Here is a 23,112-nt window from a genome sequence, read left to right as displayed (position 1 = left end):
CGGGCTACGACCGTCGCGCTGGGAGCCGTACGTCCACCCGGTACAGGCGGGTGATCTGCTGCGGGAACTCGTTGTCGTCGCTGGCCAGCAACAGCTGGAGACGGCCTCTGCTGTCCTCGTCTGTGACCGCCATGGCCTCGATGTTGTCCACCAGGGGGTGGTTCTGCGGCAGCTTCGACGGGGCGCCCAGCGTCGGGCAGGCGTCGAAGTCGCCGATCGGCGTCTTGCGGGCAGGCCGCAGCCCCGGTCCCCCGGTCAGGGATTCCAGGGCCGCGGTGTTGCTCGCGCCCAGCGGATCGGCCGCGTACAGCCGCACCGTGATCCTGAACTCGCGCGTGAACCCCCGCTCCAGGACGAGCAGTCGCCCGTCCCGGGTCGCCGCGAGCTCGGCGATCCCGTGGTCCGCGTCCACGGGATAGGCGTACTGCCGTCCCAGGACGAACTGACCGTCCCGGCGCCGCTCCCAGGTCTGGATCCGTTGGAGGCTGCGGCCCAGCCGGTCCTTGCCGTCCCCGGCCAGTGGGCCCTCCAGGGCCGCGACGAGGGTGCGGCCGCCCGGCAGCAAGGTCAGGGACTCGAAGGTCTGGTTGACGGTGGCCCGGCCCTGCGGGGCGATCCGGAACGCGGGCGGGACCGGAAGCTCGGCCACCACCCGGCCGGTGCGTGAGTAGCGGCGGATGGCCGGCGACGTCTCGTCGGTGACGAGATAGCTGCCGTCCCGGTCGACGACCACGCCTTCGGAGTCGAGCACCTTGCCCGTTCCGTCGGCGAGTGGCAGCCGGGCCGTGGCGGTCGCGGTGGGGGTACGGCCGGATGCCACCTCGAGCCGGTACAGCGCCGACTTGTCGGACACCGCGACGACCGTGCCGTCCCGGTCGAGCGCGAGGCCGGAGATCCCGCCGACCGGCTTCCCGTCGAGGATGGCCTTGTCGAGCGTGTCCGAGAAGCCGGCCACGGACAGGTACGGGGAGCAGGCGCGGTCCCCGGGGACGGCGGCAGCCGTCGGGGCCGGCAGCGTGCAGAGCACCGCTGCGGCCACCGTGACGGGCAGGAGTGTGCGAAGGCGCATGAAGCCTGTTCCTTCTGATTCGGCGGTTCGAAGGGTTCGACAGCCGGGTGCGGACGGCTGCCGAACAGTCATATGCCGAATCGAAACAAACAGGAAGGCGGAACGGGGAGTTGGCAACGCACTTGCCAACTCCCGTTCATGTGCTGACGTGCTCCCGCCGAGACGGGAGCACGTGGCGGAACGGCGTGCCGCCGTGCCGGCCGAGGGTCCGGTCAGTCGAGGGGAAGGGCGAGCAGGGTGTTCTCGACGAGTTCGGGCATGGCGGGGTGGATCCAGTACTGGCCGGTGGCCATGGCGCGGGCGTCCAGGCCGAAGGCCATGGCCTGGACGAGCGGCTGGATCAGCGTCGGGGCCTCGGGGCCGATGATGTGCGCGCCCAGGATCTCGCCCGTGGCCGGATCGGCCAGGATCTTGGCGAAGCCGGTGGTGTCCTCCATGGCCCAGCCGTACGCGATGCCGCCGTACTCCCGCGTCGCCGTCACGTACGGGCGGCCTGACGCCTGGGCCTCCTGCTCGGTCAGGCCGACACCGGCGATCTTCGGCGAGGAGAAGACGGCGTGCGGGACATGGCGGTGGTCGGTGGCGCGGAGGGCGCCGGGGTGGAGCAGGTTGTGCTGGACGGCGCGGGCCTCGTGGTTGGCGACGTGCTTGAGCTGCCAGGGCGAGGAGACGTCGCCGAGCGCCCACACTCCCGGCACCGAGGTGGCCTGGTGCGCGTCCACGACGATCCGGCCGTCCGCGTGGAGGTCGAGCCCGCCGGCGGCGGCGTCCACGAGGTCGGAGTTGGGCCGACGGCCGACGGCGACCAGCAGTTCGTCCGTGTCGACGCTCTCCGCTCCCTGGGGACCTTCCAGGTCGAGCCGCAGTGTGCCGTCAGGGGTCCTGTCGGCGCGCACCAGCTTGCGGTTGAGCCGGACGTCCCACTGCTCGTGGGCCAGTTCGGTGAAGCGCTGTGCGACATCGGCGTCCTCGTGCCGCAACAGGAGGTCTCCACGGGCGATCAGGGTGATCTCGACGCCGAGGGAGGAGAAGACGTGGGCGAGTTCGGTGGCGACGAAACCCGAGCCGAGGACCGTCATGCGGCGCGGCAGCGTCTCCAGGCGCATGACGCTGTCGCTGGTGTGGAAGCCGAGCGACTCGTCGAGGCCGGGCACGTCGGGCACGACGGGACGGCCGCCCGTCGCGACGACGATGCGATCGGCCGTGAGCGTGACGGGCCCGTCTGCCGTGGCAACGGTCAGACGGCGCTCGCCGATGAACCGGGCGGTGCCCCGATAGAGGCTGACTTTGTCATGTCCGGTCGCGCGGTAGCGTTCGCCGCCCTGCGCGATCGGGTCGATGCGACCGAAGACCCGGTCCCGTACGGCGGGCCAGTCCACACCCCGCAGGGCCAGGTCGACGCCCAGGGGCGCGCCGTGCTCGGGCGCTCGGGCGGTGTCGGCCGTGTGGACGAACATCTTCGTGGGAATGCAGCCGACGTTCAGGCACGTGCCGCCGTAACTGTCCAGCGGGCCGATGCCCTTCTCGACGAAGGCGACCTTCCACTCCGCGAACCGCTCGTCGACGATCGAGTTCCCGGAACCCGAGCCGACGATGACGAGATCGAAATGCTGCTCCACGAAAGGTCTCCTTATCGGATCGCCGTGACGGCGCTGTCAGGAAGGTCCGTGCCGGTACCGACCATCATGGCGTGCGCGGCGCGTGCCCCCCGCCGCGCGGGCTCCTGCCGAACACCCCGCATCCCGTGCCGGCGGGTCCGGCGTACGGGGTGTGCGGCGGTGTCCCGCCGGTGGCTCGGCGAGGATGCCGCCGCGGGCGCCCAGGCGGATGTGTGCGCGACCGGGGGCCGCTGGGTGGGGACGGTCAGAGCCCGGCCTGGAGGCGGAGGCCCGCCAGGGTGAGGTCCAGGGCGGAGCGGAACTGGTCGACGTCGTCGTGGCCGTCGAACTCGTCGACGATCTCGTGGACGAAGGGGAACTCCTCCGGGGCGAGCTCCCGCCAGGCCTGGGCGAATCGGCCGAGGAACTGGTCGCGGTCCACCGCGCCGTCGAGGACCTCCTCGGGCGGTTCCTGGCCCATGTCGACGGCCGAGCCGACGACGACGCCGACGACCGCGGAGACGGCGTGGAAGCGCTGGCGGGCGGTGAGGTCCATGCGCAGGGTCTGCCGGCCGAGCATCTCGTAGATGTGCAGGGAGTTGCTCTGCACGTCGGTGTTGCGCATGAAGTACGCGCCGAGCCACGGGCGACGGACGACGGCGTCGAAGAGGGTCACGGCCATCGCGCGGAGGTCGTCGATCGCGTCCTCGCCGGGCGGGAGCTTCTCGATGTCGGCGAGCACGCCGGCCATGACGTGGTCTGTGGCGAGGTCCAGGAGCTCGTCCTTGTTCGCGACGTACCAGTAGATGCTGGCGACGCCTCCGCCCAGGCGCTGGGCCAGGGCCCGGAAGGTCAGGGCCGGGGCTCCCGCCTCGTCCAGCAGGGCGACCGCCTCGGAGAGGACCGACTCCATCGAGTGCGAGGCGCGTCGGCGCCCTCCGCCCGGGCGGGTCTGCTGGCGTGCCATGGCGTCCACCTCTCACCTTTGCATCGGATCGAACGTTGTTCTATCGTACCGGATGGAACATCGTTCGATAACCGAACTGCGTTCGATCGAGAGGAGTGCGCCATGGCCACCGCCACGCTCACCAACCCGTCCCGCACCTACCCGTCGCTGCGCGCGGCGTGGATCCCCCTGGCAGCGCTCTGCCTGGCCTTCTTCGTGGAGATGGTCGACAACACCCTGCTGTCGATCGCGCTGCCCACCATCGGCCGCGACCTCGGCGCGGGCACGACCGCGCTCCAGTGGGTGACGGGTGCCTACTCGCTCACCTTCGGCGGGCTGCTGCTCACCGCCGGGTCCATCGCGGACCGGTTCGGGCGCCGCCGCGTCCTCCTGATCGGGCTCGCGGTCTTCGGCACGCTCAGCCTCGGCGTGCTCCTCGTCCAGTCCGCGGGCGGTCTCATCGCCTTGCGCGCCGGTCTCGGCATCGCCGCGGCCGCGATGGCGCCGATCACGAACTCCCTGGTCTTCCGGCTCTTCGACGACAAGGCGCTCCGCATGCGCGCCATGACCGTGATGATCATCGTCGGCATGTCCGGATTCGTCCTCGGCCCCCTGCTCGGCGGCACGGCGCTGGCGCACGTGTCCTGGGAGTGGCTGCTCCTCGTCAACGCCCCCATCGCGGTGATCGCCTGCGTCGGTGTACGGCTCGGCGTCCCGGCCGACCGTCCGGAGGACCTGACCAAGGACACGCTCGACGTGCCGGGCGCCGTCCTGAGCGTCACCGCCATCGGCCTCGCCTGCTACTCCCTGACCAGCGGCGTCGAGCACGGCTGGCTCTCCACGATCACCCTCGCGTCGGTCGTCGGAGCCCTCGGCGCGGCCGTCTGGTTCGTCCGTCACGAGCGCCGCACGGCCGCGCCCATGCTCGACCTGCGCCTCTTCTCGCGCGGTACCGTCCGGGGCGCCGCCATCGCGCAGATCGGCACGTCCATCGCCATGGCGAGCGTGATGTTCGGCCTGATCCTGCACTTCCAGTACGCCTACGGCTGGAGCCCCGTCCGGGCCGGACTCGCCAACCTGCCGATCATCGCGACGATGCTCCTGGCGACCCCGCTGTCCGAGTGGCTCGCGCGGCGCTTCGGGCATCGCGTCGCCTGCCTGGTGGGCGCCGGTTTCCTCGCGGGCTCGGTGGCCGGGCTCGCCTGGGGCGTCGAGCACGGCTACGCCGCCATCGCGGTGTGCATGGTCCTGATGACCATCGGCCTGCGTACCGTCATGACGATCTGCGCGGTCGCCCTCGTCGACGCCATGCCGAGCAACCGCACCTCCCTCGGCACCGCCCTCAACGACACCGCCCAGGAGGTCGGCTCCAGTGTCGGCACGGCCGTCGTCGGCACCCTCATCGCCGTCCTGGTCACCGCGCAGCTCCCCGCCGGCACCTGGAGCGGCGACCTGATCGCGTCCTTCTTCCGCGGCGAGCGCATCACCTACGCCCTTCTCGCGGCCGTCGTGGGCCTGCTCGCCGCCGGCGGAGCGCTGAGCCTCACCGACTCCCGCTCCGTGGAGGAGCACGCGATGGAGGAGGCGGCCTGAACGGGCCGCTCGCCGACGGGGCGACCGGCCGGGTGTCCTGAGGACGGCGAGGACGGTGGGCCGGTCCGGTCACACGGGGGCTGTCGTTGTGGTTGTCTGTGGGCCCAGCGCCCAGGCCGAAGGAGCATCCGATGAGCAGTGCCCCCGTTCCCTTCCAGGTGTACGAGGCGGGGACGTACCTGCACGGCACGAAGGCGGACCTCGCCGCGGGGGATCTGCTGGTTCCCGGATACGCGTCCAACTACGAGGAGGGGCGCGTGTCCCGGAACGTGTACTTCTCGGAGACCCTGGACGCCGCCGTCTGGGGCGCCGAGCTCGCCGCGGGTGACGGCGAGGGGCGGATCTACGTCGTCGAGCCGACCGGTGTCGTGGAGGACGACCCCAACGTCACGGACAAGAAGTTCCCCGGCAACCCGACCCGCTCCTTCCGCACGAGCGATCCCGTGCGGATCGTCTCGGAGCTCCGGGGCTGGGTCGGGCACTCCCCCGACCAGATCAAGGCCATGCGGGACGGACTGGACGGCCTTCGGCGCCGCGGCGCCGCGACGATCCTCGACTGAGGCCGGTCGGCTCCCCGGGCGGACCGCTCGGGTCCGTCATGAACCGCTCCGGTGGTCGCCCCTCCGAAGCGTTCCGGTGGTCGACCCGGAGCGCTTCGGGGAGTGGGACCGGCCTGCCGGCGGGAGACGGCGCCGAGCTCGCGCACGCGCTCGGCTACCGGGCGGCCCTTTCGGCCGGCTGACGGGTTCGATCCGTGTCATCGGCCGCCGGGCCGGCTCGCCGGCTCCGGGTCCTCCGTCACGATCTCGGGCTCCAGGCCCTCGGCCGGGGTGGTGAGGGGGCGGCCGGTGTCGCCCCGCCAGGCCTCGAAGGCGAGCGTCGTCGCCGTCACCACCGCAAGGCCCAGCAGCCAGCCCCCGACCACGTCGCTCACCCAGTGCACCCCGAGCGCGACGCGCGTGTAGCCGACGCCGAGTACCGCCACCGCCGCCAGGACCCACGGCAGCGGCCGCCAGGCACGCGGGACCAGGGGAAGCAGGACCAGCAACAGGACGGCGCACGAGGTGGTGGCCGTCATGGCGTGCCCGGAGGGGAAGGAGTATCCGGGCGCGTGCGCGACGGGATCCGGCAGGTGGGGGCGGGCACGCTCGACCACGTTCTTGACCAGCAGCCCCACCAGCCCGCCGGCCGTCGCGGTGACGGCCGCCCAGGCGGCGAGCCGGTACGCCCGCCGCCGCAGGAGCCACACCACCACGCCTGCCACCAGGAGCCGCATCGTCAGCGGCCCCCACGCGACGTGCGTGAGGAACTCCAGCAGCCCCACCCGGACCGGGCTGCCGAGCGCGGACCGGTGGAGCCGCTCGGCCACGTCCTGGTCGAAGCGGTACAGCGGGGCCCAGTGCGCCTCCACGAGCACCAGGGCGAGAGAGAACGGGACGGCCGCCAGGGCGGTGAGGGCCGTGCCCAGGGCCAACCGCGCACCGAACCTCGTGTCGGGCCCGCCGTGGCCGGCCACGAGCCGTCCGAGAGGGTGCCGCCGGGTCCGGGTGGAACGCTCGGTCATGGTCGGTACGGTTCCTTTCCGTCGGGGACGTGCGGGCAGGTCGCTCAGACCCCCGGGTCCTCGGTGATCGGGGCCGCCACCCCCGCTCGCACGGCTTCCAGCTGGGCGGCGAAGGAGAGGCCCAGGAACAGCGCGAGCGAGGTGAGGTAGGACCACAGCAGCAGTGCCACGAACGCGCTCAGGGGGCCGTACACCGTCGTGAAGGAGCCGACGGAGCCGACGTACAGGCTCAGGGCCCACGTGGCACCCAGCCAGAGCACGAGGTGGACGGTGGCGCCGAAGGCCAGCCAGGTGTAGCCCGGTTGGGCGCGTCGGGGCGAGCGGCGGAAGATCACGCTGGTGGCGATCACAGCGAGCAGGATCCCCACGGGCCAGCGCAGCACGTTCCACGCGCGGGACGTGGCCGGTTCAAGGTGGTAGACCTCGATCAGGGCCTGGTTGAGGTCGGATCCGAGGACGGTCACGCAGAAGGTCAGTCCGAGCGGTACGCCGACCAGTACGGCCATCGCCAGCCCTCGGCCGTACTTGCGGAGGAACGGCCGGTCGCGCTCCACGCCGTATATGCGGTTCGCGCCGCGCTCGACCTGGCACATGCCCGTGGTGACGTTCGCGACGGAGAACAGCAGAACGAGCCAGAAGGCCGCCGCACCGCCCTCGCCGGCGTGCCGTCGGCTCTCGCTCAGGGCGTCGTCCACCACGCCCTGGCTCGGACCGCTGATCCGGCGGATGGTCAGCTCGGCGATCCGTGCCAGGTCCTCGGTGTGCAGCACCCCGGACAGTCCGATGACGGCGATGGCCAGCGGAACGATCGCTAGGGCGGTCTGCAGGGCGAGAGCCCGGGAGTGGCTGAAGCCGTCGGCGTAGCGGAACCGTAGAAACGAGTCCCGTACGAGGGCCCAGCCTCCGTAGTGGCGGAGCGCCGCCCACGCCTCCTCGCCCGACAGGGTGTCCCCCCGCAGACGCAGTTCGGCCTCGACGGCGTCGACCTCACTGCGCTGCGGTACGCGCGTCGCGGTTCCCACGGGCTCCTCCTTCCGCTCCGGTCCAGGCCGGGGGCTCCGCTTCCGTCAGGGTGTCTGTCGGGGTGTCCGTTCCCACCGGGGCTTCCGCTCCCGATGAGGCATCCGCTCCCACCGGGGCGTCAGTTCCCGACAGGGCGCCCTCCGACGGCCGGGCGGGCAGGTACACCCGTAGCGCACCCGGTTCGACCTCCGCCGTCATCCGGGTGCCCGACGGGAGGACGTCGCCGTCGAGTTCGCGCGGCTGGGGCCTGGCGAACTCCAGGTCGATCCGGGCGGCGCTGAAGTACTCCAGGGCGCCGCGCGCGGGGCCCCGCTCCCCCGCGCCGCCAGGGTGCCGCCGCCGAGCGCTCGGGATGTGCGAGGCGATGTATCCGGCGGCGGCGAGCCAGCCGGTGACCCCGCGCGGGTCGAGCAGCACGACCTCCAGCCTGCCGCTGTCGGGCCGGGCCTCCGGCAGCAGCGGCAGGCCGCCCTGAAGCGTCCCGACGTTGCCGACGACGACCATGCGGGCCCACCGCTCCAGCGGGGGGCCGCCGTCCAGCCGGATCGACAGCCGCATGCGGGTGTCCCCCAGGTGTCTTACGGCCGAGAGCGCGTACGCGGCCCAGCCCAGGCGCTCTTTGAGTATCGGCGAGGCGTCCTTGACCATGGCGGCGTCGAAGCCTGCGCCTGCCATGACCGCGAACCGGGTCGGAGCGATGCCGTCGCCTCGTAGCCGTGCCACGTCGAGCGCGGCCGCCTGCCCGCTGAGGGCCTCCCGGAGAGCGGCTGTGGGACCGGTGGGCATCCGCAGGTTGCGGGCGAAGAGGTTCCCGGTGCCGCAGGGAACGATCGCCAGGGGGACACCGGTCCCGGCCAGGACGTCCGCGCAGGCGCGTACGGTGCCGTCCCCGCCGCAGACGACGACCACGTCGGGGTCCGACGCGTCGAGGCACGAGGCGAGGTCGCCGGAGGGCTCCCCCGCCGTCGTGTCCGTCCATCGCTGCTCCGTGTATCCGTGGTCGCGCAGGAGGACCCGTACGTGGTCGGCGGTGGTGGCGTCGCACGCGTGCGGGTGGCGCACCACGACCGCCCGCCGGGCACCGTGGGAGGACGGGGCGGGGACGGGCTTCGCCGACTCGTTCCGGGGGTGTGACAGCAGAGCGGCCTTCGCGAGGGCCAGCGTGCACGCGCCGTTCAGCAGCCCTCCGGCCACGTCGGAGGGATGGTGCATGCCGCGGTAGACGCGGGAGGCCGCCACGAGCAGCGGGATCACGAGGAGCAGCGTCACCACGACGCGGCGCCGCACGCCGTGCAGGCGTCGGGAGGCGAGGACGGCCAGCCCTCCGAAGAGGGCGACGGAGGCCCCGACATGACCGGAGGGAAAGCTGGACGTGGGAGGCGCCGGGTCCAGGTGGGGCACGTCGGGACGTTCGCGTTCCACGACGAGGGTGACGAGCAGGAACACGGCGGACTGCGCTGCCACCGCGAACGCGAGGAACGCCGCTTCCCGCCACCGGGGCACGCGGGGCACCAGGAGCAGGACGGCCGCGCACAGCGCCGTGAGAGTGATCACGCTTCCCGTGCCGGCCAGCCGCGACACTCCGTCGGTGAGCGCGGTGACGAGAGGGGTGCGATGGGCGGCGAGGGCGCGATTGACGCCGTCCTCCGCCGACAGCGGCCAGCCGTGCGCCAGGGGGCCGGTCACCAGCAGCCCCAGTGCGGCGACGGCTGCTGCCTGGAGGGGCAGCAGCAGGAGCGGGCGGCCGGGACCGGCTGCCTGGGCGGGCAGCCGGAGGAGGCGGCGGCCGGGTCTGGCTGCCTCATGCGGGATCGTCATTCGCGCCGTGTTACCTGCCGGGCGCCGGTCAAACTCCGCGGCCGTCACGGCTGTCGCCGAGGCCGGTCCGTCGGCGCACTCTGCCGGCGATCCGGATGCCCGACGCCGGTGGGCAGTGGGCGGCGATCCGGATGCCCGACGCCGGTGGTCGGTGGGACGCGGAAGGTGGGCGGTGGGCGGTGGGCGGTGGGCGGTGGGCGGTGGGAGGTGGGCGGTGGGCGGTGGGAGGCCGAAACGGAGGAAGGGTGGGATCGGTCATTCAGGGCAGAAGGCCTCCGTGACATCGAACCATCTCCGCGCCCGTCGGAGCACTCCCGGGAACCGGTCCTTCGAGCGGCTCAGACGCACCTGCACCCACCTGTGGCACACCGCCGTGCGTCTCTGGGACGACAACATCGCCGACTCCGCGGCGGCCCTCACGTACTACGCGGTGCTGGCACTGATGCCCGCCCTGCTCGTCTCGGTCTCCCTGGTGGGGCTGGCCGGGACCGGTACGCGCGAACGTCTGATCCGCGACCTCACCTCGTACGCTCCGCCCCAGTCGGCCCAGGTGCTCCGGGAGGCCCTGGAGGGCATCACCTCCTCACCCTCCTCGCTGTGGCCGCTGCTCGTCAGCGGCGTCCTGAGCGCCCTGTGGTCCGCCTCCAGCTACCTGGCGGTCTTCCGGCGCGCCCTGCACGCGATGCACCGCCTGCCCGACACGCGCCGACCGCTGCGTGCCGCCCACGTCCTCGTCCTCACCTCGGCCTCGCTGCTGACCCTGCTCGTCACGGGCGCCGCGAGCCTCGTCGCCACCGGCCCCGTGGCCCGACGGCTCGCGGCGGCCGCCGGGCGCTCGGGCACGGATGCCATGGCCGTGCTGCGATGGCCGGTGCTGCTGATGATCGTCACGGCACTGATTCTCATCCTCTACCGGACGGGGCCCGTCCAGGGCCGTGGCCTGCGCCGGGGGTTCGCGGGTGGAGCCCTCGCGGCCTTCCTGTGGCTCGGGGCCTCGGCGCTCTTCACCCTCTACACGCAGTTCGGGACCTACAGCCGGCTCTACGGTTCGCTGGCGGGCATCGTCGTCTTCCTGGTGTGGCTGTGGTTCGGCAATCTGGCCCTCCTCGCCGGCGCGCAGTTCAACGCGGTGCGCGCGCGGTCGGAGGAACAGGCCGAGGACGTGCCGCAGGAAGTCGAGGCCGCCGCCTCCTACAGGTAGCGGCGGATGGGCAGTACCGCCGTCTCCCGGGCCCGCTGCAGCAGCGACCGCCGCTTCCAGCGGCCCGGGCGGATCAGTTCGCTGACCTTGAGGTCCTCGTCGTAGTGCGCGTCGAGGGTGGCGGTGAACCCGGAGTCCATGACGGCGAGCATGACCTCCTCGTCGTGGTCGAGGGAGCGGCGGTTGAAGTTCGTGGAGCCGATCAGGGACACGACGCCGTCCATGGTGATGACCTTCGCGTGCATCATGGTCGGCTGGTACTGGTGGATCCGCACTCCGGCGGCGGTCAGCGCCTCGTAGTGGTGCTGTCCCGCCAGCTGGCACACCCGCTTGTCCGTGTGGGGGCCGGGCAGCAGGATCTCGACTTCGACGCCGCGGCGGGCCGTGGCGCAGAGCAGGTCGATGAAGTAGTCGTCCGGGGCGAAGTAGGCGGTCGCCAGGCGGACCCGTTCCTCCGCCGATTCGAGGACGACCCGGATCAGAGTCTGCATGTCCTGCCAGCCGACGCTGGCCGAACCGCGGACCACCTGGACGATCGCGCTCCCGCTCGGGGGGTGGCTGACGAACCGGTCGCGCTCGTCGAAGAGTTCCGCATGGCATTCGGCCCAGTTCTGGGCGAAGGCGGCGGCGATGCCGTCCACGGCGGGGCCCCGGACCTCGACGTGGGTGTCCCGCCACTCGTCGGGGTTGCGCGCGTCGCCGCACCATTCCTCGGCGATCCCGACGCCTCCGGTGAAAGCGGTCAGCTCGTCGACCACGAGCACCTTGCGGTGGCAGCGGTGGTTCTGCTTGAGCGGCGAGAGGTAGAGGGGCTTGCGGAACCAGGCGACCTCGACTCCGGCCGCGCTCATCCGGTCCAGCAGGTCTCTCTCGATCAGGCGGCTGCCGAAGCCGTCGAGGAGCAGCCGTACCCTCACTCCCGCACGCGCCCGGTCGGTCAGCGCCTCGGCGAAACGCCGCGCGATGTCGCCTCGCCAGTAGACGAAGGTCATCATGTCGACGGTGTGACGCGCTCTGCCGATCGCGTCCAGCATCGCGGCGAAGATCTCGTCCCCGTTGCGCAGGGGGCGCAGGGCGTTCCCCTCGGTCGCCGCGACGCCGATGAGGCGCTCCAGGCGCCGGCGTATGCGGTGGATCCGCTCGTCCACAGCGCCGCTGTCGGCGGACGCGGTCGTCGCGCCGCCGTGCGGTCGCTCTCTGTCGGACATCCCAGTCCCCCTCGGTCGGGTCATCGGCGACCAGGACCTTATCCGACGGCGACCGGGACCAGGACCGGGACCGGGTGCGTCGGCGCCTGGGCTGCACGGTGCCGGTACCCGGACCGGCACCGCGCAACCCTGGCGGGCGGTCCCCACGGGAGGGACGGCTCGCCCCGCGGTGGCCTCGGCAGGGCTACGGGAAGCTCACCCCGTACCGCTGCCACGCGTTCCACGTCCCGCTGGGCTGGCGGTACTTCGACCACCAGTACCCGTCGGTGCCGACGACTCCGATGAGGATGGAGTCCTGCGTGAAGTGCTGCTTGATCGCCACGGCGGACCGGGCCTCTCCGCCCATCGACTCCCAGCTGGACCAGGTGGTGCGCTGTGGATTGGTCCAGCGGGTCCACACCGCCGAGTCCGTGCCGATGACGAACTGCTGGAGTGCGCCGTTGCTGAAGCCGTACTCGGCGACCGGGTAGTCGCAGTTGATGGTGACACCGCCGAACTTGCAGTTCGACGCTTCCGCCGGGGCCGTCGCCACCGCCAGGGTCGCGGCGGCGACCACCGCCATGACGCCGGCCTTGAGCTTCCGGTACTTCTGGAACTTCACCACGTTCTCCCATGATCTGAAGGGCCCGGCCGACGGCACAGGCCACGCCCTGAGGCGGCCCCCATCGTTTCCCGCGCCGCTTGCGTCCCGCTAACGAATCACTGACGACGGGAGTCCGGGGCAGCAGGAGCTCACATGGCAAGTTGGTCCGGACTCCGGAACTGCCGGAGTGCAGCGGGGAATGGGGGGCCGCGCGACCCGGTTGTCGTACACATGAGCGATGCCCGGTCCGACACGGCGACCGTCCGTGAACGCCTGGAGGCCGACCGTGCCGACACGCAGGCGCGCATGGCGGCTCTGGGCCGGGACTTCGACGGGATCGTCGCGGCGAACGCCCTGGTCGCGGTGGACGACGAACACGACCCCGAAGGAGGGACCACCGCCTTCGAGCGTGCCCACGTGGTCTCCCTGCTGGAGCAGGCGCGCGAGCACCTTGCCGATCTGGACCGGGCCCTCCAGCGGGTCGAACGCGGCACCTACGGGCAGTGCGAGACCTGCGGCAGGACCATCCCACCCGAGCGACTGGAGATCCGGCCGGCGGCAACGACGTGCGTGTCGTGCGCCGAGCCCGGCCTTCACCGGCTTCGACGGCCCGCGCGCTGATCGTCGCCCCCTTGCCGACCGAGGCTGTCGGATCACGGCCGTCGAGGCAGGGCCGGGCATGGCCGCAGCCGGTCGGCCCAGCCTGATTCTCGCCGCCTGACCACATTCGAGGAAGGGTGAGAAGGCCGTCGTGCTGGGCCACGGATCGTTCACGGCGTGCGAGCAGCACGGAGCGGGTCCCCCGACCCGACTACCCTGCCCGCATGCCTCTTCTCTCTGAACTGACCGGGTACGTGGAGCGGGGTCTGGACGAGGACCTGGCGCGCTGGTTCCCGGATGCGCCACCGGTCGTGATGCCCGTCCCTCCCCGCCCCGTCGATCCGTTCCTCGCCCGGCTCCCGCGCGACGCCGCGACGGCCCTGGCCGCGTTCGACCGCAGGGTCCGCTCCGGAACGATGAGGCAGTGCCTCGACGTCTACGACTGGTCGTACGCCTTCGACTTCGCGGCCAACGACTGCGCCGTCCTGGACAGCGACTACGCCACGGAGCTCAGCGACGACGACGTCTGGTCCCTCGGAGCCGACGGCGGAGGCAATCTGTACGTGCTGCGGACCGACGGCCGGGTCGCCGTGTGGTTCCACGAGGAACAAGTCCTCGAGGAGGGAACGGACTTCGACAACCTCGACGTGTTCCTGTGGTCTGCCGTGAGGTATCGGGCGGTCCGCGCGGGTGTCCTCGACCTCGCCGCAGTCGAGGCCGACCTCCGCTCTCTCGCCCAGCCGGGGGTCCTGGCGCCCGAGGTCGGGTTTCTCGCCTCGATGGCCTGAGGAGGCCACCGTCTGGGAGCGCCACCCGCGGCAGAGGCTCGGACGGCCGGTGCGGCTCCGTTCGCGTCGGGTGACAGGATGGGACGGTTGCGGGGCACGTTCGAGTTCAGGGAGGCGAGTGCGGGTGCCGGAGGACTGGCTGTCGCCGCGGGCACGGGATGCCGAGTCGGCGGTGCCCGGCGGATTCGATCTGTCCGAGTGCGTGCGCGAGCCCATTCACCTGCTGGGGGGCGTGCAGTCGCACGGGACGCTGCTCGCGGTGGCGGCGGACGGCGGTGCGGTGGACACGGCCGCCGCCAACACGCTCGACGTGCTCGGGGTGCCGGCGGCGGAGCTGGTCGGCGCGCACGTCACCCGGGTTCTGGCGGTGGAGGACTGGGCCGAGGTGTGCCAGAGCGTCGGGGAGGACGGCGAGGCCTGCGCACTGCAGGTGGAGGCGGGGCCCGAGGGCGGGCGACGTGCGTTCGACCTGTACGCGCACCGGTCCGGATCACTGGTCGTCCTGGAGTTCGAGCCGCGTGACGCGGGTCAGGAGTTCCGCTTCAGCGGTTTCTACCAGGGGATCCGGCGTGCCCTGGCCCGTCTGCGGTCGACGGTCGACGTCCTGGACAGCTGCCGGGCCGCCGTGCGCGAGATCCGGGCCCTGACCGGGTACGACCGGGTCGTCGCCTACCGCTTCGACGGCCCCGACGGGCCGGGCGAGGTGCTCGCCGAGGACGTGACCGACACCTGGGAGTCGTGGCTGGGCCTGTGGTTCCCGGCGACCGACATCCCGCCCCAGGCCAGGCGGCTGTACGAGGAGAACTGGATCCGGGTCATCGGAGACGTCGACGACCCCACCGTCGGCCTGGTGCCCGCCGTACGTGCCGCCACCGGGATGCCGCTCGACCTGTCGGGAGCCGCGCTGCGCACGGTCTCCGGGTTCCACCTCGAGTACCTGCGCAACATCGGTGTCCGCTCGTCGATGTCCGTCTCCGTGATGCGCGAGGGCCGGCTGTGGGGCCTCATCGCCTGCCACGGCGCCGGGCCCGTCCGGCCCGCACCCGAGGTACGGTCCGCCTGCGAGCTGTTCGCGGCGGCGTTCTCGCTCCAGCTCGCCGCCCTGGAGGAGCGGGAGCGCGCCGACGCGCTGGCCGGGGCCGCCGGGCGTGCGGCGTCGGTGGCGGAACTCCTCGACACCGACGTGGAGATGTCGCTGCCCGCGCACGGACCCGCCGTCCGGGCCCTGGTCGGCGCGGACTCTGCCGTCCTCGTCCGCGGTGACCGGTCGGTCGCCACCGGCGTCCCCGTCCCGGCCGCGCTCGTGGCGCAGCTGCGGCAGCGGGCCGCCGGCATGGACTCCGGGGCCGTGTGGGCCACGGACCGGCTGGGTGAGTGCCTGGCGGACGAGGAGGTGCGCGTACCGGGGCTCGAAGACGGTCCGGCGGGTGTGCTGCTGGTGAGGCTGACGTCACCGGGCGACTTCCTGGCCTGGTTCCGCGCCGAGCGCCCGATGCCTCGGAAGTGGGCCACCGACCCCGCGGCTCCGGTGCGTGTCGGGCCGCGTGGCGAGCGCCTGACTCCGCGCGGTTCGGGAGAGGTCTTCCGCTCCGTCACGCGCGGCCGTTCGCTGCCCTGGAAGCCCCGCGAGCAGGCGGCCGCCGGAGAACTGGGCCGGATGCTGACCCGGCTGGTCCTGCGGCACGCGGAGGAACTCGCCGTCCTCAACGAGGAGCTCCGCATGAGCAACACGGACCTCGACTCGTTCGCCCATGCCGCCGCCCACGACCTGAAGGAGCCGCTCCGCGGCATCTCCAACGCCGCCACCTTCACCATGGAGGACGCCGGAGCGGAACTGGATCCCACGAGCGTCCGCAGGCTCCAGTCCATCCAGCGGCTGGCCGGCCGCATGGACGAGCTCCTGAACTCGCTCCTGCACTACGCGCGTCTCGGACAGGCCGGCCTGCGGCGGGTCGAGGTCGGCCTCGACGAGGTGGTGGACGCCGCCCTGGAGGTCGCGGGACCCCGGCTCGCGCAGGAACGCGTCCGCGTCGTCCGCGAGGCTCCGCTCCCGCGCGTCGCCGCCGACCCGACACGGCTGTACGAGATCCTGGTGAACCTGCTGGTCAACGCGGCGAAGTACGCTGCCGACCGCCCCGACCGCATGGTCCGCATCAGTGTGGAGGACGTCCCCGCTCACGGCGGCACGGAAACGGACACCACCACGGCGGGACCAGGATCCGCGTCGGGGTCCGGGAGGACCGAGCGGGCGGTCGTCGTCCGGGACAACGGCATCGGCATCCGGCCCGAACTGCAGGCCGACGTGTTCGACCTGTTCCGCCGCCTGCACGGACCGACCGAGCACGGCGGCGGGACCGGTGTCGGTCTCGCCGTCGTCAAGCGCATCGTCGAACGACACGGCGGACGTCTGTGGCTGGAGAGCGAACCGGGCTCCGGCACCGCCTTCTTCTTCACCCTCGGCGAATCCCCCGCAGCGTCTCCCGGCGAATCCCCCTCAGCACCCCTCGACGAAGCCCCCGCAGCACCGCTCGACGAGCCGCCGGCCCCGCCCGGTGCCCGGCCCACCGCCTGACCCGCCGGGCCGGACGACCCCGTGTCAGGCTCCGCCCGCCGCCACGGCCCCGCCGCGCCCCGGGGACTCCTGCCAGAAGTCCACGGCCCCCTTCAGGACCGTACGGAACAGCTCGAAGTTCACCGGCTTGTAGACGTAGCTGTCCGCCCCGGCCGCATAGCAGGCGTCCTCCTCGGCGGGCGCCGTAGACGACGTGAAGACGACCACCGTCACCGCGGACAGCGCCGGGCAGGCCCGCACCGACGCCAGCGCGGTGTGACCGCTCACCCCGGGCATGTTCAGATCCAGAAGGATCATGCCCGGAAGCACGGAGCCACCGGTGAGGCGCTCCACCAGCCCGTCCGCACGGTCGGTGAACTCCAGGACGAGATGCGGGTGGGTACGGGTCAGGGCCCGCTCTATCGCCTCGGCGTCCTCCTGGGAGTCCTCGACGACCAGGACCCGCCGGCGGTCGATCCCCGGGCTGCTCGCCTGCCCCTCGGCAGGGTCCGTCTCGACCGCGGGTCCGGTACCGGACCCGGGGGCGTGCGTGTGCGTCACGATCGTCTTTCCTCTGCCGTCGCTACGAGAAGGGCGGTGTCGTCGTCGCCCGAGTGCCGGAAGGCCGACGCCTCGGCCGCCAGGCGCCCCGCCGGGTCGGGGCCGCCGTCCACGCAGCGGGCGACGGCCGCGGGAAGCTGCGCCTCGAAGAACGCGCCGTCGGCCCCCCGCGCCTCGGTCAGCCCGTCGGTGAACATCACCAAGGAAGCCCCGGGTTCCAGGAACGCCCGGACGGACCGGTAGCGGGTCCCGGGGATGATGCCCAGCAGCACCCCCGCGCCCTCCACCTCCTCGATCCGTCCTGCGGCTCGGCGAACCAGGGGGCGCGGATGCCCGGCCACCGCGACCTCGACGTCCCAGCCGCCTTCGCCCGCGGGCGTCAGCATCGCGATCAGCGCGGTCACGAACCGTGCCGCGCCCTCGGCGATGAGGGTGTCGTTGAGGCGGGTCAGGGCGGTGCCGGGCGACGCGCCCTGCTGCAGGAGCGTGCGCAGGGTGTGCCGGGCCAGGCCGGTGACGGCGGCCGCCTCGGCGCCGCGCCCGCACACGTCTCCGATCAGCAGCGCCACGCCGTCGCCGACGGTCACGGCGTCGTAGAAGTCGCCGCCCACGTCCAAGGTGGGGTCCGCGACCCGATAGGCGCTGCTCAGCCGCAGGCCGGAGACCTCCGGCAGCGCACGGGGCAGCAGGTGGCGCTGGAGCACGTCCACGTCGCTGCGCCGCTTCTCGTACAGCAGGCTGGTGTCGATGGCCAGCGCGGCCCGGCCCGCCAGGTCTCCCAGCAGCCGGGGCGTGGCCACCGGTGCGTCCGTCCGGTGGTGGAGGAAGGTGAGCGTGCCCAGGCTGCGGCCCCGGGCCCGCAGCGGAGTGACGCTGAGGTGGTGCACGGCTCCGATGCCGGGCACAGCGCCGAAAGGCCCGTCGCGCAGGTCCTCGGCACCGACCAGGGTGCTGTCGCGCCGCTCCGAGCTGACCCTGAGCAGCTTGACCAGCCAGTCGTCGTCGCCGGCCAGGTCGCGCAGCCACCCCTGGGCGAACGCGGCCACGTGCGCCGACGCGACAGGTCGCAGCACTCCCGCGTTGTCGAAGAGGTGGACGAGGCACCCCTCCGCCACGGCCGGCACGGCGAGCCGGGCGATCCTGCGCAGCGTCTCCTCGACGTCGAGACTCGTGTCCATCTGCAGCGACGCCTCCGCCAGCAGCGCGTCCTCGACCTGACGCCGCTCATGCGCACGCCGCGCGAGGAGCCGGGCATCGCTCGTCGCCAGCACCTGCGCGACCTGCACCAGCTGCCCGCGCAGGGGTTCCCGCTCTCCCGGCGACCGGTCGAGCCCCACCCACAGCGCGGCCCAGTCCTCCCCCGCCAGTGGGAAGGCGCACTCCAGCGCGGCGACGGGCTCTCCCTCCGGCACGGGCCCACCCGGCCACAGAGCCACGGCGGCGGCCGGCCCCGTGTGCTCCAGTACCACCGGGCGCCCGGCCTCCTGGGCCGCGGCCGTCCCCGGCCGCACGACGGGATCACTCCAGTCGGCGAACGGCGGACGCCGGGTCACCGGCGTGGGGGCCTGCGCCGACGCCGTGCGGAGGTACGTCATCCGGCGCCCGTTCCAACGGGTGCCGACCACCGACACCACGCCGGGCCGCGACAGCAGCATCGCGTAGACGCTGCCCGCCAGGCCCGTGACGTCGTCCGTGAGGTCCGCGGCGAGCCACAGGGCGTGCAACCGCTCGTCCCAGCCCTCGTCCACAGGAGAGTCGGTCGCCCCCCGCGTTGCGGACCCATCCATGTACCCCACCTCTCGACCGCTGCCCGGCCCGCACGCCCGACCGACCGGCCATTCGACCGACAAGCCCCGGGACGAACCGTACGCCACACCGCACCCCCGGTACGGTCCACTCCCCCTCCCACCAGGGGCTCCGCGCACCCCGGCCGGGTGCGGCTGCGCGTCGTCGGGCCGCCCCCGCTCACCCACGACCGGAGGGGCCGGACGTACACCCCGGCTCCTGCCGACTACCCCGCACAGCCCCCGGACACACAACCCACGGCCAGGGCGAAGGCCCTGGGGATCGCACCGCCGGACGGTCCTGGGGATCGCACCGCCGGATGCGGAGGCGCCGCTGGATCAGAACGCGTCCCCGGATGCGAAGGCGTCGCCGGATCCGGAGGCGTCGCCAGGCCCGTCAGCCTTCCGGGTCTGTCGTGGCGGCCGCGAGGACGCCGAGCACCGCCTGGACGAGAAGGACGCAGACAAGCACGACCGCCACGACCACGGGAGTGGGGTAGCTCCAGAGCAGAAGGGTCAGGACTCCGGCCGCGGCCACCGTGACCGTGGTGAAACGGCGGTGCGCGCGCAGCCACTCGCCGACACCGCCGGTGTCCCCTCCCTTGCGGACGAGCGCGGCACCGACTGCACCGACGCCCCGGCCGGCGGCCGACCGCACGGCTTCGGCACCGCGACCGGGGCCGTACAGATAGCCGGCGAGCGCCACGACCACGGCGATCACGAGCGCGGTCGCCGTGGCCTGCCGCAGGAATCTGACGAGGGTGTCGTAGACAGCCGCCACGGCGTCCTGCGTGGTGACGGCAGGGGGCACCGCGTCCAGGCACAGCTGCCGCAGGACGGAAAGCCCGACGAGGAGACCGCACATCGTCACCCCCGTACCGACAGCCGCGCACATCAGCGCTCTTCTCCGCGACGGCGCGGCCCAGAGACCCGCGCCGGCCAGGACGACGACCATCGGCGGAAGCCACGGAGCGAGGGCGCCGAGCCAGCGAACCGTGTCCCGAACGTCGCTCACCCGATCGTTCCGCAGGAGCACGAGGGAGGTGTCCGCGCCGGGAACCTGGTCGGCGTCCACGAGCGTCGTTCCGATGACCCGTTGCTGCATCTCCTCCACCACGACCCCGACGTTCAGTTCGACCGCGTCGTCCTTGATCTCGATCGCGCCGCCGTCTCCGCCCGTCAGAAGGTTCGTCGCGGCGGTGTGGGCACCCCGGTTGGCCAGGTCCCAGGCCTGGGCGAAGACATCGCTGGTCACCGTCCTGTGCACCACGTAGCGCACACCCGTCCTGAGGACGCTCTTGAGCTGGCCGTCCGAGGACCGGGCCACGTCCACGAGAAACCGGGGTGCGTCGCGATCGGCGAGGACCCGGGCGAGGTACTCGCTGAGCCTGTGCACATCGACGCGCGCGACGATTTCATCGGTGACGCGGTCGGTGACCGCGTCCTGGACCGCGGGATCGCGGGCCAACGGTGCGACGGTCCGGACGTAGCGGTCGACGTCGTTGATCTGGGAACTGGCCCAGGTGGCCGCCACGCTCACCGGGGCCAGGAGGACAGCCAGCGTCAGGAGCACCGTCGCCACGCAGGTCCGCAGTCGGCGGTGGCGGATCACGGCGGGCCGTCGCGGTTCCTCGTTCTCCGCGCGCCGTGAGGGGTCGGGTGAACGAACCCCGTGCCGCGAGGGGTCCGGTGAACGGACTTGCCTTCCGGGCGGCGGTTGCAGAGGACCGGAGCCGGAGTCGGAGGATGGATCCATCGGCCCTACCTCTTCCTCGAGCGCCTCAGCCGTGGTCGCGGGCCGGGGCGACGCTCGCGCCCACCGGGCGGCGGACGAGCCGACGCGACGCCGGTGCTCCACGCCCGGCGCCCAGCGGCGCCCTCGTCGGGGGCGGGGCCGCTCGGGGCCCTGGCTCTCGCCGGCGGGCCGAGGGTCGGAGCCCGGGGGCGGGGGCGACTCGTCAGCGACGATCACCACACGGTCGTGCCCGTCGCTGACGAGCACCACGCGGTCGTGAGGACGGCGGACGTGGTTCGCCGTCGCCGATGCCCGCAGACCACGGACCGGGGACAGCGGACAGCGGACAGCGGACAGCGGACAGCGGACCACTGTGGCAGACGCCGCGTGGGGCCTTCGTCGTACGGGCCGGGCGGACCAGTCGATCCGCGCTTCGCTCGGCCTCTGCCCACGTTCCGGCTTTCCAACCGCAGCGACGACGGCGCGGTCGGCGGGCCCGTTGAACACGGCGTGCTCGTGGAGACGGCGTCTGCCGGATGTGAGACTGGGCGCATGCTCATACCGTTTCTCACCGCAGCTGGTGTGCTCGCCGTGCTGACCGTGGTGCCCGGGCCGGACATGGCCGTCGTGACGAAGCGGGCTGTCTCCGCCGGCTGGCAGGACGGGCTGCGGACGGCCGGCGGCATCACCGCTGGGCTGTTGGTGTGGGGTGTTCTCACGGTCGTGGGCCTTGCCGCCCTGCTGGCCGCGTCCGCGATCGCGTACACCGTGGTGAAGCTGACCGGCGCCGCCTACCTCGTCTTTCTCGGTGTCCAGGCGCTGATCCACAGCAGGCTGGGCCGGACAGAGAGCGCGGACGCTCCCCCTGCCGCCCCACCCGCCGGGAGCGCTTGGCGGACCGGTCTGGTCAGCAACCTGTTCAATCCCAAGATCGCCGTCTTCTACACCGGCCTGCTGCCGACGCTGGCCCCGCCCGGTCTGTCCCCGCACACCGGCATGGCGCTTCTGGTCCTCATCCACGCGGTCCTGACCGCGCTGTGGCTCAGCGGCTACGTGATGCTTCTGGCCAGAGCCCGCGCCTTCTTCCAGAGGCCTCCCGTGCGTCGCGCCATGGACCGGATCACGGGCGTCGTCCTGATCGGGTTCGGCCTCAAGGTCGCCGCGACCCAGCCCTGAATGTCGACTCTTCCGGACGTCCCCACGGGGTGGAGCCGGTCGGTCTCCTGCGTTCAGGAAGCGGGAGGCATCACGCCGCCTGAGGAGACGCTCGCCTACTCGAGCGGCAGACGCACGGTAATGCTCTTGCCGCCCGGTTCGCGCCGCGCTTCCACGCTCTGGGCGACGGCCATGACGATCTCCAGCCCGTGCTGCCCGATCCTTCCCGCGTCCGCGGCCCGAGCCACCGGCAGATCCGTGCCCCGGTCCCGTACGACCACCTCGATGTGCGCACCCACGACCGACAGCTCCATCAAGACCGGTCCCCCCACGTACTTGTAGGCGTTGGTGACCAGCTCGCTCACCACCAGGCGGGTCAGGTCGTCCGTCTTCTCCGCCACGGCGAGGCCATGGTCGGCCCGCGCCCGCGCGAGGAAGTCTGCGGCGACGCGCCGAGCCTGAGACATACACGTGTCATCAGGCGCCAGAACCACTACCTGACGAGGGACTTCTCCCGGCCCGGCGGCAACAGGACGCCTTCCCGCTTCTGCTTCACCCACAGCCGTTTCCCCGCCCCCGCTTCCTGAGGGCCCGGATACCCGCGCCTCGGCACGTCATGTCTCGTTGCCGAGGAGGAAGAACGTCCTCGTACCGCCGACGGATGATGTCCGGAGCCCTGCACTTCGGAAACGGAGTATGCCAGGATCGCTTCATGTCTGCGCCGGATCATGTCCACCCTCCGCACACAGGCGGGCCCGGGAACCTCACGGTCGCCCTCGCCACCGGTACCAGCGGCATCCACGTCGTGTCCTTGGCCGGAGAGGTCGACCACGCCACCGGATCCCTCCTCGCGGAGGCACTGGCCACGGTCGGCGACGGCGTTCACCCGCGCGTCGTCATCGACTTGAGCCAGGTCACGTTCATGGACTCCAGCGGCATCAACATCCTCATCACGAGCCACCACGCGCTCACCGAATCCCAAGGGTGGCTCCGCCTGGCCTCCCCCACCCAGGCGGTGATGCGTGCGATCCGCATCGTCGGTATCGACGCCTTCATCGACTGTCACGCGACGCTCCCCCGCGCCCTCGCCGCCTGAACGCCTCCCTCGCCGCTCCGGTGCGGGAACGGCGCGGCGGTGCACGGCGTGAGGGGCTCGCGTCGAGCGCGACCGACGTCCGTCACGTACCCCCGTCTCCGCCTCAGCGGGCGATCGGTCGCTGACGGGCGTGTCCCGTACCCGTGGGCAAGCCCGCTCGGGATCCGTGGGCCCCGCCCCCCCCCCCCCCGCGGCGCCGCGGGCCGGGGCCGGGGGCGGCCCCGGGGGGCGCCGGACCA

20 protein-coding genes are annotated in these 23,112 nt (G+C 72.5%); 8 read left to right on the top strand and 12 right to left on the bottom strand.

Annotated features, from left to right (window positions below; genetic code table 11):
- Positions 1-4 precede the first annotated feature (4 nt).
- From ACFV2S_RS11820 to ACFV2S_RS11810, 3 genes are all read right to left on the bottom strand, one after another.
- Positions 5-1,069 carry an esterase-like activity of phytase family protein gene (locus ACFV2S_RS11820; RefSeq protein WP_385556606.1) on the bottom strand — a complete coding sequence of 355 codons (1,065 nt, stop codon included), beginning with the start codon at positions 1,067-1,069 and terminating at the stop codon, positions 5-7.
- A 212-nt stretch (positions 1,070-1,281) separates the two neighbouring features.
- Positions 1,282-2,688: a mycothione reductase gene (locus tag ACFV2S_RS11815; RefSeq protein WP_385556604.1), complete on the bottom strand. Its 1,407-nt coding sequence runs from the start codon at positions 2,686-2,688 to the stop codon at positions 1,282-1,284.
- A 244-nt stretch (positions 2,689-2,932) separates the two neighbouring features.
- Complete coding sequence (locus tag ACFV2S_RS11810) at positions 2,933-3,580, bottom strand: TetR/AcrR family transcriptional regulator (RefSeq protein ID WP_385556734.1); 648 nt, start codon at positions 3,578-3,580, stop codon at positions 2,933-2,935.
- 156 nt (positions 3,581-3,736) lie between these two features.
- On the opposite strand from ACFV2S_RS11810, the gene ACFV2S_RS11805 reads away from it, so the two are divergent.
- Entirely contained in the window at positions 3,737-5,206 is a 1,470-nt protein-coding gene (locus ACFV2S_RS11805) for an MFS transporter (RefSeq protein WP_385556602.1), read from the top strand.
- Positions 5,207-5,337: 131 nt separating this feature from the next.
- Complete coding sequence (gene arr, locus ACFV2S_RS11800; RefSeq protein ID WP_385556600.1) at positions 5,338-5,766, top strand: NAD(+)--rifampin ADP-ribosyltransferase; 429 nt, start codon at positions 5,338-5,340, stop codon at positions 5,764-5,766.
- Between the two features lie 197 nt (positions 5,767-5,963).
- Here the strand turns inward: arr and ACFV2S_RS11795 are convergent, their stop codons facing one another.
- From ACFV2S_RS11795 to ACFV2S_RS11785, 3 genes are read right to left on the bottom strand one after another with little or no spacing between them, the layout of a single operon-like run.
- A complete protein-coding gene (locus ACFV2S_RS11795) occupies positions 5,964-6,770 on the bottom strand; it encodes a phosphatase PAP2 family protein (protein WP_385556598.1) in 807 nt (268 codons plus the stop codon).
- 44 nt (positions 6,771-6,814) lie between these two features.
- Positions 6,815-7,792, bottom strand: a complete 978-nt coding sequence (locus ACFV2S_RS11790; RefSeq protein ID WP_385556596.1) for a YihY/virulence factor BrkB family protein — start codon at positions 7,790-7,792, stop codon at positions 6,815-6,817.
- On the bottom strand, positions 7,758-9,611 hold the full coding sequence (locus ACFV2S_RS11785) for a diacylglycerol kinase family protein (protein ID WP_385556594.1): 1,854 nt from the start codon (positions 9,609-9,611) through the stop codon (positions 7,758-7,760). Before ACFV2S_RS11785 ends, ACFV2S_RS11790 begins: the two co-directional genes overlap by 35 nt.
- A 277-nt stretch (positions 9,612-9,888) precedes the next feature.
- Here ACFV2S_RS11785 and ACFV2S_RS11780 point away from each other — a divergent pair, with 277 nt between their 5' ends.
- A complete protein-coding gene (locus ACFV2S_RS11780) occupies positions 9,889-10,812 on the top strand; it encodes a YihY/virulence factor BrkB family protein (RefSeq protein WP_385556593.1) in 924 nt (307 codons plus the stop codon).
- Here the strand turns inward: ACFV2S_RS11780 and ACFV2S_RS11775 are convergent.
- Both ACFV2S_RS11775 and ACFV2S_RS11770 read right to left on the bottom strand, forming a co-directional pair.
- Complete coding sequence (locus ACFV2S_RS11775; protein ID WP_385556591.1) at positions 10,803-12,020, bottom strand: phosphatidylserine/phosphatidylglycerophosphate/cardiolipin synthase family protein; 1,218 nt, start codon at positions 12,018-12,020, stop codon at positions 10,803-10,805. The two genes, ACFV2S_RS11780 and ACFV2S_RS11775, sit on opposite strands and share 10 nt — an antisense overlap.
- A gap of 184 nt (positions 12,021-12,204) precedes the next feature.
- The gene (locus ACFV2S_RS11770) at positions 12,205-12,621 is read right to left on the bottom strand and encodes a hypothetical protein (protein WP_385556589.1); all 417 of its coding nucleotides are present in this window, start codon (positions 12,619-12,621) and stop codon (positions 12,205-12,207) included.
- Between the two features lie 213 nt (positions 12,622-12,834).
- On the opposite strand from ACFV2S_RS11770, the gene ACFV2S_RS11765 reads away from it, so the two are divergent.
- The 3 genes from ACFV2S_RS11765 to ACFV2S_RS11755 all read left to right on the top strand — a co-directional run bounded on the left by ACFV2S_RS11765 (position 12,835) and on the right by ACFV2S_RS11755 (position 16,563).
- Complete coding sequence (locus tag ACFV2S_RS11765; RefSeq protein ID WP_385556587.1) at positions 12,835-13,224, top strand: TraR/DksA family transcriptional regulator; 390 nt, start codon at positions 12,835-12,837, stop codon at positions 13,222-13,224.
- 203 nt (positions 13,225-13,427) lie between these two features.
- Positions 13,428-13,991 carry a hypothetical protein gene (locus ACFV2S_RS11760; protein WP_385556585.1) on the top strand — a complete coding sequence of 188 codons (564 nt, stop codon included), beginning with the start codon at positions 13,428-13,430 and terminating at the stop codon, positions 13,989-13,991.
- A 124-nt stretch (positions 13,992-14,115) separates the two neighbouring features.
- Positions 14,116-16,563 (top strand): ATP-binding protein, encoded by a 2,448-nt coding sequence (locus ACFV2S_RS11755; protein WP_385556583.1) that lies wholly within the window; start codon positions 14,116-14,118, stop codon positions 16,561-16,563.
- 24 nt (positions 16,564-16,587) lie between these two features.
- On the opposite strand, the gene ACFV2S_RS11750 is transcribed toward ACFV2S_RS11755, so the two are convergent.
- From ACFV2S_RS11750 to ACFV2S_RS11740, 3 genes are all read right to left on the bottom strand, one after another.
- Entirely contained in the window at positions 16,588-17,019 is a 432-nt protein-coding gene (locus ACFV2S_RS11750; RefSeq protein WP_383783931.1) for a response regulator, read from the bottom strand.
- A gap of 80 nt (positions 17,020-17,099) precedes the next feature.
- Positions 17,100-18,890, bottom strand: coding sequence for a PP2C family protein-serine/threonine phosphatase (locus ACFV2S_RS11745; protein WP_385556581.1), 1,791 nt, complete (start codon positions 18,888-18,890; stop codon positions 17,100-17,102).
- Positions 18,891-19,284: 394 nt separating this feature from the next.
- The gene (locus ACFV2S_RS11740) at positions 19,285-20,469 is read right to left on the bottom strand and encodes a hypothetical protein (protein WP_385556579.1); all 1,185 of its coding nucleotides are present in this window, start codon (positions 20,467-20,469) and stop codon (positions 19,285-19,287) included.
- Between the two features lie 705 nt (positions 20,470-21,174).
- Between ACFV2S_RS11740 and ACFV2S_RS11735 the strand changes: the two genes are divergently transcribed.
- A complete protein-coding gene (locus ACFV2S_RS11735) occupies positions 21,175-21,798 on the top strand; it encodes a LysE family translocator (protein ID WP_385556577.1) in 624 nt (207 codons plus the stop codon).
- Positions 21,799-21,893: 95 nt separating this feature from the next.
- Here ACFV2S_RS11735 and ACFV2S_RS11730 read toward each other — a convergent pair whose 3' ends face one another.
- Positions 21,894-22,244 carry an ATP-binding protein gene (locus ACFV2S_RS11730; protein ID WP_385556575.1) on the bottom strand — a complete coding sequence of 117 codons (351 nt, stop codon included), beginning with the start codon at positions 22,242-22,244 and terminating at the stop codon, positions 21,894-21,896.
- Between the two features lie 245 nt (positions 22,245-22,489).
- On the opposite strand from ACFV2S_RS11730, the gene ACFV2S_RS11725 reads away from it, so the two are divergent.
- Positions 22,490-22,873, top strand: a complete 384-nt coding sequence (locus ACFV2S_RS11725; RefSeq protein ID WP_385556573.1) for an STAS domain-containing protein — start codon at positions 22,490-22,492, stop codon at positions 22,871-22,873.
- The last annotated feature ends 239 nt before the right edge of the window (positions 22,874-23,112 follow it).

It is taken from the genome of Streptomyces sp. NPDC059695 (assembly GCF_042733785.1).
Taxonomy (GTDB): Bacteria; Actinomycetota; Actinomycetes; order Streptomycetales; family Streptomycetaceae; genus Streptomyces.
The sequence above is the reverse complement of the archived record's forward strand: the minus strand, read 5'-3'. Positions and strand labels throughout refer to the sequence as shown.